The sequence below is a fragment of the Sedimentisphaera cyanobacteriorum genome, from assembly GCF_001997385.1.
Taxonomy (GTDB): Bacteria; Planctomycetota; Phycisphaerae; order Sedimentisphaerales; family Sedimentisphaeraceae; genus Sedimentisphaera; species Sedimentisphaera cyanobacteriorum.
In genome coordinates this window covers 423,395-436,886 of the sequence record NZ_CP019633.1, presented here as the reverse complement: position 1 = coordinate 436,886, position 13,492 = coordinate 423,395, and the positions used below count along the sequence as shown (strand labels likewise).

The window sequence follows — 13,492 nt, the reverse complement described above, 5'->3', positions numbered from 1 at the left end:
CCGCAATAATTTTTCTCTAATGATTTTTTATTTTATGGCAGTAAAAACGGGGCGTCCGTACTGGTTCGCCCCGTAGATTTCAAAAATTATTTCCCGTTTTTCCTCTATTCAGGAGCGGCGCCGTTTAATATCTCTTCAAGCTTTTGAGAAAGGTCTTCAACCACGCCGGGCATCTTATCAGCAAGGTTGTTTTTCTCTGCCATATCGTTTTTCAAATCATAGAGCTGGGGCTTTCTTCTTGCGCCGGTATCTATGCCTGTCTGCCAAGCGGTTTTGGGCTCATCATTTGCCGGCATAAACTTCCATCTTCCGCCAACGACAGCCAGCCCTCCGATAGCATCAATTGCAAGATATTTCCTTGCATTTTCAGTCTTGCCGAGAAGAGCAGGCAGAACATTCTTGCTGTCCGGAGCGGTCTTCGGCATTTTCTGATTATTCATCGCTGCAAATGAAGCGAAAAGGTCTGTCTGGGATATGAGGGCATCAGAGGTTTTGCCCGCAGGCACCTCACCCGGCCATCTCAGTATAAACGGAACGAGCGTCCCTGCCTGATATCTGCTGTATTTTGCGCCGCGGTAAGGCCCCCAAGGTTCGTGGTCTCCGAGCTTTTCCACTGCCTTATCCTGATAGCCGTCATCGAGCACAGGCCCGTTATCGCTGGAGAACATAACGACAGTATCGTCCTTGAGCCCCATCTCTTCAAGCTCCTCGAGAAGCATTCCTACTGTCCAGTCGAGCTGGAGGATAGCATCGCCTCGCGGCCCCATCCCGCTCTTGCCTCGGAACTCCTCGTTTGGAAGGCGCGGAACATGCACATCATGGGTGCAGAAATAGAGGAAGAAAGGATTGTTTTTATTTTCGTACATAAAATCGCAGGCCTTGTCAACCAGCTTTGCGGCCATTGTCCTGTCGTTCCATACAGCGCTTGCCCCGCCCTTCATATAGCCAATCCTGCCTACGCCGTTTATAATTGCGTTGTTGTGGCCGTGGGAGTGCTTCATATTGAGAAGCTCGGGGTTCTTTTTGCCCGTAGGCAGGCCTTTGAACGGCTTTTTGAAGCTCACATAGAGTGGGTCGTCTTCATCAAGGTTTGCAACTTCGTGATTTTCCACATAAACGCAGGGAACTCTGTCACCAGTTGCGGGGATTATAAAGCTGTAATCAAAGCCTATTTCAAGCGGCCCTGGTGCTATCTTTTTGTTCCAGTCTATCTTTGAATCGCCCAGCCCCAAGTGCCATTTGCCTACAACAGCTGTTTTGTAGCCGGCTCTGCGCATTGATTCCGGCCAAGTGTGTCTGCCGGCTTCTATAATCATATTCGCATCGCCTGCTGCAATACCGGTATCTTCCCTTCTCCAAGGATACTCACCTGTCAGCAGGGCATATCTTGAAGGGGTGCAGGTGGCAGAGGCGGTGTGCGTGTTTGTAAAGCGCAGGCCTTCCTTGGCCAATCTGTCGATATTAGGTGTTTCGATTTCTGTTGCGCCGTAGCAGCTTACATCGCCGTAGCCGAGGTCGTCTGTGTATATAATTACAACATTAGGCTTCTTTTTTTCATCAGCGAGAACATTCTCTCCAAATGCAAGCCCTGCAGACATAACTCCAGCAGCTTTGAGAAAATTTCTTCTTGAATATTTCATTTTTATCTCCCAGTTAAACAATAAGACCTTTTCTATTTAATAATGTATTCAAACAGTGAAAATTTACCACAAAATTTAAAATACTGATGAAATTAACTGCATCAATCTAAATTTTTGCCCAAATTTGCGGTATTATTATACAATATTGAGTTAAATAATTATTGATTTCTGTTCTAATATACGTTTATGTGATTAATAAATTATTGCTCAACTTAAGGACAGGATTAAAAAATGAATTCAAGAGAAAGACTTCAAACGGTTTTAGAACACAAGCAGCCTGACAGACTGTGCGTTGATATCGGAGCAGGCGGGCAGACCGGTATAGGTGTATGCGTTCTGGACAAGCTGAGAAAAACAGTAACAGGGGATAAAGACTACACCTGCAAAATCTGCGAGACATTCCAGATGCTCGGCGAGGTTGACGATGAGCTGAAGAGAAAGCTTCAGCTGGACGTTGCGGGTATTTATCCGCTGTATGATATGTTTGGCTTGGAAACGGGAAGGTACAAGAAATTCAAGATGCCGGTTGACGGAACAGAGTGCCTTGTGCCTGAAGATTTCAACTATACTGTCAGCGAAAGCGGCGATGTTTATGTTTACCCTCAGGGAGACAAGTCTGCGCAGCCTTCTGCGATAATGCCTTCTACCAGTTATTTCTTTGATTCGATAGACCGTCAGAAACCTGTTGAGGAAGATAAGCTCAATTATCTTGACAACTGCGAGGAATTCGGCGTTCTCAGCGAAAAGGAGCTGAACCACTTCAAGGAAAAGGTAAGCTGGTACTACAACAACACTGAATTCGGCATCTACGTTACTCTGCCTGCAATGGCTTTCGGAGATATAGCTCTTGTGCCCGGGCCGTTTTTGAAGGACCCCAAGGGAATCAGGGGCGTTGAGGAGTGGTATATATCCACTGCTATCCGGAAGGATTATATAATGAAGGTTTTCGAGAAGCAGTGCGAGGTTGCTCTTGAGAATATCGAGCTTTTAGCTGATTCACTCGGGGATATGCCTCAGGTTGTTTTTGTAACTGGAACAGATTTCGGCGCTCAGCGCGGGCCTTTAATTTCTCCGGAAACATACAGAGAGATGTATAAGCCGTTCCAGAAGGCAATTAACGATAAGATCCACAAACTCACAAACTGGAAGGTATTTATGCATTGCTGCGGCTCTATCGCCCCGCTGATTCCGGATATGATAGATGCGGGCTTTGATGTATTAAATCCGGTTCAGTGCTCTGCTGAGAACATGGACCCTCAGATGCTCAAAGATGAATTCGGCGATGACCTTGTATTCTGGGGCGGCGGCGTTGACACGCAGAAAACCCTTCCCTTCGGGACGCCGGAAGAGGTGTACAAAGAAGTTCGCGAGAGAATTGACATATTCAACGAGGGCGGAGGATACGTTTTCAACAGCATACACAATATTCAGAGCAACGTTCCTCTGGAGAATTTGCTATCAATGATAAATGCTGTTGACGATGCACGCGGAGTGAAAACAATATAGAATAAATTTGATAACAGCATTTTTAAGGTGTTGAAATGGAACTAAGCTTTTTTGACGTATTCGTATTCGTAGCGTTTTTTGCTGTTGTAATAGGCGTAAGCCTATTCAAGAGCCGTAAAGAAACGAGCAGTGAGGATTATTTCCTCGCAGGCAGAGGACTGAAATGGTGGCTGATTGGTGTGTCAATTGTGGCAGCCAATATATCCACAGAGCAGTTTGTAGGCATGGCAGGCCAGGGCGCCGGAGATGTGGGTCTGGCTGTTTCAAACTGGCAGCTTCTGGGCAGTATAGGTATTGTAGTGATAGCGTTTACACTGATACCTCGATTCCTCAAGGCAGGCATATACACAATGCCTGAATACCTCGAATACCGCTACAACTCCGCAGCAAGAGGGATAATGGCTCTTCTAACTGTGGTAGTTTATGTGGCAGTGCTTCTCACGGCAGTGCTTTATTCCGGCGGTATTACTCTGCGTACAATCTTCGGGCTCAAGCTCGAATACGGCGTATGGCTTATCGGCCTTCTCGCCGCAGGCTATACTGTCTGGGGCGGGCTGAAGGCGGTTGCCTGGGCAGACCTTTTTCAGGGAGGTGCTCTGATTGTAGGCGGACTGGTAATCTTCTTCCTCGGTCTGCATGCCTGCGGAGGCTGGGAGCAGTTTTCAGAAGTAAACGAAGACAAGCTGCATATGATACTCCCTGAAGACCATGAGAAACTCCCGTGGACAGGGCTTGCCTCCGGTATGTGGATTGTTCTGATTTACTATACTGGCCTCAATCAGTTTATAGTGCAGAGAAACCTTGCAGCAAAAACCCTTAGGGACGGGCAGCTCGGCGTGATCTTCGCGGGTGCGTTATGGCTGATTGTTCCGTTTGCGATTGTGATTCCCGGGATAATGTCTAACCAGCTCTACGGCGATCAGATGAGCACTCCGGACGAGGCCTTCCCGATACTGATTCGCAATCTCGTTCCAGCAGGGCTGAGAGGTTTTATGTTCGCAGCGATATCCGGAGCTGTTATAAGCTCTCTGGGTTCAATGCTGAACTCCGCTTCAACAATTTTCACGATGGATGTTTATAAAAGGATGTTCGGCGGTAAGGCCGGACAGAAAGGTCTTTTGCTTCTTGGCAGATCGATGACGATGATTTTCGTGATAGTAGGCTGTCTGCTTGCCCCGATGCTTGATAATCCAAAGTTCGGCGGGGTTTTCCAGTATATACAGCAGTTTCAGGGGTATATCTGGCCCGGCGTAGTGGCAGCGTTCCTTTTCGGTATGCTCGTACCTCAGGCACCGGCTGCTTCAGGCGTTGTGGCTCTGTTATCAGGCCCGATATTCTATGCAATATTCCAGATGTTTGCGAAAACTCAGCACTTTTTGGTGGATGTGGCAATAAGCTTTAATCTTGTTATATGCATTATGGGGCTTATGACATTCCTGCGTCCTCTGGAAACGCCGAGAAAGCTGCCTGTGAGGGAAGATATAGACCTTGAAACCAAACCAGATGTTAAGATTTACGGGATTCTTGTAATAGCTGCTGTGATTGCTTTTATTGTCATATTCAGGTAAAAAAAAAACTGAATTCCGCAAAAACCTGAAAAGTATGGTTTGACATTAAAGGCAAGAAACGTTAAATTAAAGCATAAGAAAGCAAAACGCCGGCAGGCTTTTGCCGGATATAAAGACTAAAAACATAACCCCTCTAATTCTAACCATATTTACCGTTAAGCCAGACCTTTTGGTCTGGCTTATATTTTTTAAAACCAAAAAGAGCCCGCAAATAAAACGAGCTCTTCTACAATATGGATTAAATCTTCTGCCTATACGCCTTTTGCGTCTTTGCTTCGCTCTTTTTTATAAATCTGCACGAGTTCTGAAAACTTTTTCTTATTCGTATCGGCAAGGTTTACCGTTTCATACGGGTCGTTTGAAAGGTCATAAAGCTGCCATTTTGAATTCTGGCCGTTACGAACGATTTTCCAGTCTCCTGAGATTAAAGCCTCCCAAGTTCGGCCTGAATGCCATACAATATAGACATCTCTGCTCTCGTTTTTCTCTGCCTTTCCGGTGATATGTTTCCACATATCTTTACCGTCCCATTCTGGGTCAGTTCTGCAGCCCGTTAGATGAGCGATTGTTGGCATCCAATCAACAATGTGCATCCTCTGAGTCATTTTTTGAGGCTTTATAACGCCCTTCCAGTTCACGCATGCCGGCACTCTTATACCGCCCTCGAAGGCAGTGCATTTGCCTCCCCTCAGTGGGTCGTTCATACTGAAATCCTTACCGAGCTGCGGGTTTGGCTGTGGATAATGTTCGGGCTCTCCCAAGGGCGGCTTTCTGCTGCCGTCTTTGAGGCCGCCGTTGTCGGAACTGAAAACAATTAGAGTGTTCTCGCGAATACCAAGCTCTTCGAGGGTATCTAATAGCCTTCCAACACACTGGTCGAGGTGATACACAGCAGCCGCCATAAGCCTTCTGTCGGGATCCTTTATATAATCAAATTTGGCCACGGTTCTGTGATTCTCAACCAGAGGAATATGAACGCTGTGATACGCCATATACAGGAAGAACGGGTTTTCTTTTCGTTTATCTTCCTTCAGCCAGTTTACAGCTTCCCGGGTTACCAGATCAGTTACATGCCCGACCTCTTCCTCAGCAAACTCGCTGTTTCGATGCCATGTCTTAACGTATTCAGAATCAAGACGGTATCTGTGGTCGTACATACCTATAGCGCCTGAGAGCGAGCCGTAGCTGTAATCGAAGCCGTGGTGATTCGGCCCCCATTCAGGCTTAGAGCCCATATGCCACTTGCCCATTACGGCAGTATCATAGCCCTGCTTTTTGAGCATTGATGCCATCGTTTGAGTGCCTTTAGGGTATGCCTGCTTGTTGGATGCCTGGATGCAGTGGTTTCCGAAACGAGAGGGGTACTTGCCTGTCATGAGGGCAACTCTTGTGGGCGTGCATTGAGGCTGAACGTAGAAGCAGTCCATCTCGGCGCCGGATTTGACTAATCTGTCGATATTCGGCGACTGAAGCTGGCTGTCGTGATAACCAACATCCGACCAGCCCATATCATCTACAAGGATGTAGAGAATGTTTGGCTTTTTCATTTTCTTCGAAACACCCGCGGAAGAATAAGCGGGAAACAAACTCCCCGCCAGCAGTGCGCCTGAAGCCTTAAGGAAGCTTCGTCTTTGAATTTTTTCTGTCATAAAATAACCCTTCATAATTTATTTATCTCAAAATACTAACTGTTCAATCTATAAAAGCTAATCCAGAACAAATTCTCTGCTGACAGAATCGGCCACAGAAAAACCTTCCGGAGTGAGCCGGCAGCCTGAAACAGTTTTTTCAAGCAAGCCTGCATTTATGTTCTTTTCTATCTCAGCCGAGAAAAGCACTTCGAAATCAAAGCCTGTTTTATCGCTGAATTCAGCGGCGCAGACCCCCCTGTTTGTTCTGAGCATCAAGACCGCTGTCTGCCATGCATAATCTTTTTCTGTTAGAGCTGCAGACTCTCTTTTTGGATTCCTCTCTGCAGCGATATAGCCTCTAACATCAGCGGGATTGGTAAATCTTCTGCCGTTATAGAAGCTTCCTGCGGATGCCCCGAGCCCAATATACTGCTCAGAACGCCAGCAGTTCCAGTTGTGCAGGCATTCAAAATCAGGCAGGGCAAAATTTGAGATCTCGTACTGATAAAGCCCCTCTTCTTCGAGCCGGCAAATCAAATGCTCATACATTTTTCTATCGAGCTGCTGGCCTGGGAGTTTTAGCCTCCCGCTTTCTACAGACTTGCCGAGGGGCGTATTCTGCTCCACGACGAGGCTGTATGCGGAAATATGGCCGGGCTCAAAACTCAGGGCAATATCCAAATCTTTTTCGAGATCTTCGAGAGTTTGGTTAGGCAGGCCGAAAATCAAATCTATATTGAGATTCTCTATTGGAGAATCGCAGGCTGCATCAAGGGCATTCAAAATCTCTCTGCGTGAGCCTTTCCTGCCCAAAACCTCAAGCGATTTCTCAGAAAAGCTCTGCACGCCTATAGAAAGCCTGTTCACACCGAAAAGCTCCGCTGTAATAAGCTTGTCTCTTGTGAGCTGGCGGGGATTCATTTCAATTGTAAACTCAATGGGCGAGAATTTCTCAGTAAAAATACCCAGCAGATGCTCGAGGTTCTCTTCGGAAAGAATTGAAGGGCTCCCGCCTCCGATGTAGATTGTCTCGAGCGAATCTTCATCAATATCAAAGCTTTTGAGCTCATTTTGCAAAGCGCTCAGGTAGTCTCGGTGGAGGCTCTCTGCTGTTTCCGGGATTGAATAAAACCCGCAGCAGCCGCATTTGTAATCGCAGAAAGGTATGTGCACGTAAAGACTTTTTAAATCAAGCATAATAAGCCCTAATCAACAACACTTTCTACCGTTTTCCTCCCTGCGAATTCGGTAATAAGCCTCTGGCCCTTATTCAAATCGTCAGGCTGTTTTACTATATTGTTATCTTCGAGAGTTTTTGTAAGGGTAAAGCCTCGTTCGAGCACAGAGCGGGGATTCAGCGCAGAAAGCTTGCTCTCAAGCTTATCAAGCTGATTAACAGAGCTGTTGAGCCGGTTAGAAAAAGCTCGCTCCAAATGGTTCTGATTTTTTTCTATTCTGCTCTGGGCGTCTTTCATAAGATTGTAAAGAGAGCTGCCGGCAAGCTGATTCTGCAAGCTTGCCAATTCGCCTTTTCTCGTTAGAAGCATTTGCGACAAGGCCTGTTTGAGCTTCCCGCTGAGCTCATCGAGCTGCTGGGATTTATAATTGATTGCGTATCTGGGGTTTTTGAAAACTGCGGAGGCCTGAACAGTTTCCAGCTGCTGGCAGGCAAGGGCTGCCCTTTTGCGGAGGTCCTGCTTGAGCCTGTTTTCCAGCTCATCAAACTTAGCTTCCAGCTCAGATTTATCCGGCACAGCTATAAAGCCGGCCTTTGTTGGCGTTGAAGCAACAGCATCTGCAGCCAAATCACTTACAGTTGTGTCGACCTCATGGCCTACAGCACTTATAACGGGCAGCTCTGAAGAAGCAACAGCCCTGGCCACAGCCTCCTCATTAAAGCACCATAAATCCTCAAGGCTCCCGCCGCCCCTGCCGAGGATAATAAGGTCGAGCGAGTATTTCTCTTTCAAAACGTTTACCCGGCCAAGAGCAGCTGCAATCTGCTTTTCCGCCCCCTTGCCCTGCACCGGCACGGAATACAGATACAGCTTTGCACAAGGGAAACGGGAATGTATGCTCTCTGAGATATCCTTCACAGCAGCACCGCTTGAGCTTGTGATAACAGCAATATTGAACGGGTATTTCGGAAGAGCTTTCTTGCGCGACGGCTCGAAAAGGCCTTCCTCTCTGAGCTTTCTGCAGAGCTGTTCGAATTTCAGCTGAAGGCTCCCGACTCCCGCCGGGCTTATGCTTTGGCTAATAAACTGGTATTTTCCGTAAGGCGAATAAACGTCTATATAACCAGAACAGATCACAGAAAGCCCGTTTTCAAGCTCAAAACCGAGTTTGGAAACGCTGGATTTCCACATAATACACGGAAGCTGGCTGTTTTTGTCTTTCAGAGAAAAATAGATATGTCCGCTTGAAGGCCTCTTGAGATTGCTAACCTCCCCAATTACAGACATATGCCCGGGAAGGCTTGATTCCAGCGCAACCTTAACCATATTATTTATTTGTGTAACGGTGTATTGATTTTTCATAACAAAAAATTATACCTGAGGTAAAAACATTTACAAGAAACGGAAATCAGTTGAACTGTAAGGTTTAAAGCTTAAAATTTACATTTTCATTAGTTTAATGCAGGAAATAAAATGCTGTTCTCCAATAAAAGAATAGCCGTAACAATGGGCGATTTAAACGGTATCGGCCCTGAGATAATATTGAAGGCGCTTTATGACTCAGTGATAAGGCTTCAGGGGAGATTCTATATCTACGGCAGTGATAAGTATCTAACAAAGGCTGCCGGCGAGCTTGGAATAGAGAAATTCTGGTCTGTATGCTCGCCGAAAAGTTTTCCCCAAGAAGAAAATCAGGTTACGGTATTTGATTACGGCTTATCGATAGGAACAAGCTTGCGAGAGCCGAATGAAGATTCCGGAAGGGCCTCGCTTCTGTTTTGCAGTGATGCAGTTTCTGATGTTCTTGAAGGCAGGCTTGATGCTTTAGTAACTGCGCCTATACACAAGCAGAGCTGGAAAATGGCGGGGGCTAAATGGCCGGGGCATACCGAACTTTTAACCCATAAAACAGGCTGCAAAGATTCAGCAATGATGTTTGTATCGAGCGAGCTGAAAGTTGCGCTTGCTACAATCCACTGCGCATTATCAGAGGTTCCCGGCAGGCTCAGCATTAAGAAAATTACAAATACCCTCGAACTGCTCAATCAGACGCTGAAAAAATATTTCGGAATTGAGCGGCCGAAGATTGCGGTTGCCGGGCTCAACCCGCACGCAGGCGAAGGGGGAAGATTCGGCAAAGAAGAGAGCAGAATCATAAGGCCTGCAGTGGTAGCGAGCAGAGAAAACGGGATAGATGTTGAAGGGCCGAGCCCGGGAGACACGCTTTTCTCAAAGGAAAACAGGGAGAAATATGACGGATTCCTTGCAATGTATCACGACCAGGGGCTGATACCTGTTAAAACGCTTTCAATGAACGATGCGACAAACGTAACAATTGGCCTTCCTATAATAAGAACCTCGCCTGCTCACGGAACAGCATTCGATATTGCCGGAAAAGGCAAGGCTGATGAGGCGAGTATGAAAATGGCTATCAGGGTTGCTGCGATGATGGTTGACCGAAAACACAAATTCCAATCGAAAAAGTAGTCCACGTGCAGAGTAAGCAGCAGATACAAAGCATACTTGCCCAGTGCGGGGCGAAGCCGGACAAAAAGCTCGGTCAGAATTTTCTTTTCGATACAAATCTGATTAACTTTCTTATTTCTCAGGCCGAGATAAAAAAAACTGATGCAGTGATGGAAATCGGCGCCGGAACAGGAAGCCTTACCGAAGCTCTGGCCGAAGCGGCAGGCAGAGTTGTGGCAGTGGAATACGACAAACTGCTCGGGCAGTGCGTGAGCCGGCGATTCAAAGACTTCCAAAACGTTAAGATAATCTGCGCCGATGCGCTTGAAACGAAAAATCGGCTCAATCCGGATTTGATTTCTGAAGCGGAAAAAATGCGAGAGGCTCTTGGAGGCAGGCTGATTCTCGCAGCGAACCTGCCCTACAACATAGCCTCTTCTGTTATGATAAACGTTATTACAGACAGCCCTTTTGCAGACCAGATGTATGTAACGATACAGAAAGAGGTTGGTCAGCGGATGACAGCCCAAAGCGGAAGCAAAATCTACGGGCCTTTGAGCATAATAATTCAGGCTCTTGGAGAAGCTGAAATTCTTAAAACTCTTCCGCCTCAGGTTTTCTGGCCTCCGCCTAAGGTTGAATCGGTAATGGTGAAATTTGAAAAAAAATTGTCAAAAACCGCACGCATTAAGGATATATCTCTATTGAAGGAAGCGGTGAGTCTGCTTATGGGGCACAGACGAAAAACACTTAGAGCCTGCTGCCGTTTAGCGGACGGGAGACTATCGCAGATAAAAGACTGGGAAAACGTATTCCAGCAAGCCGGCATTAATTCAGGGATTAGAGGCGAGATGCTCAATCCCTCTGAATATGTTGAGCTTTCAAATATACTATTCGACTTATTACAAAATCGTTGAAAGGCTTCACTAATGGCATTAAATCGCAGAGATTTTCTAAAAGCCCTGCCGCTTGCATACTGCTCGGCAGCATACGGGGATGCATTGAAGAAAACCAAGAAACCCAACATCCTTGTAGTTTTAGTTGATGACATGGGCTATTCAGACCTCGGCTGCTACGGCAGCGAGATTTCAACGCCTAATATCGACAAACTCGCTGGAGAAGGGGTTCGATTCAGGAAATTTTACAACACCGCCAGATGCTGCCCGACCCGCGCATCTCTGCTTACCGGACAATACCAGCACAGCGTTGGCATGGGCTGGATGACTGCCTCTGATCTGGGGACTGATGCGTATCAGGGCGAACTGAACGATAAATGCATCACTATAGCCGAAGGGCTTAAGCCATCAGGTTATACGTCTTATATGCTTGGAAAATGGCATGTAACTTTCAGCAACAATATGGACAAAGACGGGGATAAATCCTCATGGCCGCTTCAGCGAGGCTTTGATCATTTCTACGGACACCTCACCGGCGGCGGGAGCTACTACAACACCCCTACAATGACCAGAGACAACAAAAGAATTGAGCTCAAAGACGGAGAATACCTCACAGACAGAGTAGCTGAAGAGGCGGCAGAATACATAGATAATCACTTCGAAAAAAATCAGAACAACCCGATGTTTATGTATCTTGCTTTCTATGCCCCCCACCGCCCTCTTCAGGTGCCGGATAAATACCTCAAAAAGTATCAGGGCAAGTATATGATCGGCTGGGATGAGCTGCGAAAGAGACGATTCAAAAAGCAGAAACAGATCGGCCTTTTTGACGAAAGCTACAAGCTTTCACCAAGAGACCCGAGAGTTCCTGCTTGGAAAGATATTCCTGATAACGAGAAAAAACTCTGGGATAAGCGAATGGCAGCGTATGCCGGCCAGATCGACTGCATGGACTACAATCTCGGGAAGGTGCTTGATAAGCTCAAGGAGAAAGGCGAGCTTGACAACACCTTGATAATGTTCCTTTCCGATAACGGCGCTTGTGCTGAGTCTGCTGGTAAAGGCAATATCGAAACCATCGGCAAGCCCGGCGACAATGAAAGCTACAAAATAAACTGGGCTAATGCAAGCGATACGCCTTTCAGAAAATACAAAAAGGACACGTATGAAGGCGGGATAACCACTCCACTGATTGTACGCTGGCCTAAAAAGGTAGGCAATAAAGGCGGCTATACAGATGAGTTTGGGCATGTAATCGACATTCTGCCCACTTGCCTCGATGCTGGCGGGGCTGAATATCCCAGCAAATACAAGGGCAATCTAATCAACAAAACAGACGGAATAAGCCTTATGCCGGCTTTCAAAGGCGGAAGTATGCCTCGCAGACCGATTTATTGGGAACATGAGGCCAACAGAGCTGTACGATACGGCAAATGGAAGCTCGTTTCTCCGGCGAAGGATAAGAAGCCATACGCCGGTCCTTGGTATCTTTACGATTTAGAAAAAGACCCTACAGAGCTAAACGATATTTCCGAGAAATACCCAAAGCTGAAAAAGAAAATGATAGAGCTTTGGGACTCATGGGCGAAAAAGAACGGTGTTTATCCTCTGGATAATTCGGGCTGGAGACCAAAAATCAAGAAAAGCGTTAGATAATAATTCAGGGCGGCAATACAGCCGCCCTTTTTTATGCTGTTTTTGAAAATGCAAAAGCTGTTTTAAAATGCATTATAAAACATAACACATATTCTTTTTGAACAAATCGCATGGTTTGATATTAAGGGAAAAGTGATTAAACTTTGAAAAAAATTAAGAGCAATACAGGGGTAAACAATATGCGGATTCTACTTACCAACGATGACGGGATTTTCTGCGAATCTCTCCACTGCCTTTATCAGCAGCTAACCAAACTTGGAGATGTTGAAGTGGCAGCTCCTCTAACCGGCAAATCGGGAGCAAGCCACAGCCTTACATTAAGCCCGATAGTATGCGAGGAGGCATCTGTTGACGGGCTTTTCACCGGCTGGGCAATCGAAGGGACGCCTGCTGACTGCGTTAAGCTTGCAGTGCTGGAGCTTTTCGATGAGCAATTCGATCTTATAGTTTCCGGGATGAACATAGGCTCTAATGCCGGGGTGGATATGCTCTATTCAGGCACGCTTGCAGCAGCTGTTGAGGGGGCTTTTTACGGGATACCGTCAATAGCAGTTTCCGCACGAATCGGACAGGAATCGATCGAAGAGGCAGCAGAGGAAGGCTTCAGGGCGATTGAGATGGTGGCTGGCGATATGAAGCCCGGGGATGTTTACAACATCAACGTGCCCTGTCTGAGAAAATTTAACGAAAAGAAGATAGCCTTCGTGCCTCAGGCAGAGCAGGTTTATAAAGAGAAATACTTCAAGGGCATCAGCGAAGAGGGCAAAAAAACATATCAGATTATGAGCGAGGAAGATGCTCTGGCTCAAGAAGAGACCGACAGAGAAGCGATAATGAACGGATTCACAACAATAACACCCGTAAAATACTTTATGACCGACAGAAAAAGACTTGAACAGCTCAAAGAAAATTATTCTGCCGGCCAGTGCTACTGCTGAAACCGTATTCCCA

Annotated in this window: 10 protein-coding genes; 6 read left to right on the top strand and 4 right to left on the bottom strand. The window is 46.5% G+C overall.

The genetic code is table 11. The features are described from left to right. Positions 1-104: 104 nt before the first annotated feature. Positions 105-1,640: a sulfatase-like hydrolase/transferase gene (locus L21SP3_RS01605; protein ID WP_077538925.1), complete on the bottom strand. Its 1,536-nt coding sequence runs from the start codon at positions 1,638-1,640 to the stop codon at positions 105-107. Between the two features lie 231 nt (positions 1,641-1,871). On the opposite strand from L21SP3_RS01605, the gene L21SP3_RS01600 reads away from it, so the two are divergent. Next, a complete protein-coding gene (locus L21SP3_RS01600; RefSeq protein ID WP_077538923.1) occupies positions 1,872-3,146 on the top strand; it encodes a uroporphyrinogen decarboxylase family protein in 1,275 nt (424 codons plus the stop codon). Positions 3,147-3,181: 35 nt separating this feature from the next. After that, a complete protein-coding gene (locus tag L21SP3_RS01595; RefSeq protein WP_077538921.1) occupies positions 3,182-4,714 on the top strand; it encodes an SLC5 family protein in 1,533 nt (510 codons plus the stop codon). Between the two features lie 251 nt (positions 4,715-4,965). Here the strand turns inward: L21SP3_RS01595 and L21SP3_RS01590 are convergent, their stop codons facing one another. From L21SP3_RS01590 to xseA, 3 genes are read right to left on the bottom strand one after another with little or no spacing between them, the layout of a single operon-like run. Then, positions 4,966-6,363, bottom strand: a complete 1,398-nt coding sequence (locus L21SP3_RS01590) for a sulfatase-like hydrolase/transferase (protein ID WP_161488050.1) — start codon at positions 6,361-6,363, stop codon at positions 4,966-4,968. Positions 6,364-6,420: 57 nt separating this feature from the next. After that, positions 6,421-7,542, bottom strand: coding sequence for a radical SAM family heme chaperone HemW (gene hemW, locus L21SP3_RS01585; RefSeq protein ID WP_077538917.1), 1,122 nt, complete (start codon positions 7,540-7,542; stop codon positions 6,421-6,423). 8 nt (positions 7,543-7,550) lie between these two features. Continuing rightward, positions 7,551-8,885 (bottom strand): exodeoxyribonuclease VII large subunit, encoded by a 1,335-nt coding sequence (xseA, locus tag L21SP3_RS01580; protein ID WP_077538914.1) that lies wholly within the window; start codon positions 8,883-8,885, stop codon positions 7,551-7,553. Between the two features lie 111 nt (positions 8,886-8,996). Here xseA and pdxA point away from each other — a divergent pair, with 111 nt between their 5' ends. From pdxA to surE, 4 genes are all read left to right on the top strand, one after another. After that, positions 8,997-10,010 (top strand): 4-hydroxythreonine-4-phosphate dehydrogenase PdxA, encoded by a 1,014-nt coding sequence (pdxA, locus tag L21SP3_RS01575; RefSeq protein WP_077538912.1) that lies wholly within the window; start codon positions 8,997-8,999, stop codon positions 10,008-10,010. A 5-nt stretch (positions 10,011-10,015) separates the two neighbouring features. After that, positions 10,016-10,906, top strand: coding sequence for a 16S rRNA (adenine(1518)-N(6)/adenine(1519)-N(6))-dimethyltransferase RsmA (rsmA, locus tag L21SP3_RS01570; RefSeq protein WP_161488049.1), 891 nt, complete (start codon positions 10,016-10,018; stop codon positions 10,904-10,906). A gap of 12 nt (positions 10,907-10,918) precedes the next feature. Continuing rightward, positions 10,919-12,541, top strand: a complete 1,623-nt coding sequence (locus tag L21SP3_RS01565; protein ID WP_077538908.1) for an arylsulfatase — start codon at positions 10,919-10,921, stop codon at positions 12,539-12,541. Between the two features lie 179 nt (positions 12,542-12,720). After that, on the top strand, positions 12,721-13,479 hold the full coding sequence (surE, locus tag L21SP3_RS01560; protein WP_152024006.1) for a 5'/3'-nucleotidase SurE: 759 nt from the start codon (positions 12,721-12,723) through the stop codon (positions 13,477-13,479). Positions 13,480-13,492: the final 13 nt, after the last annotated feature.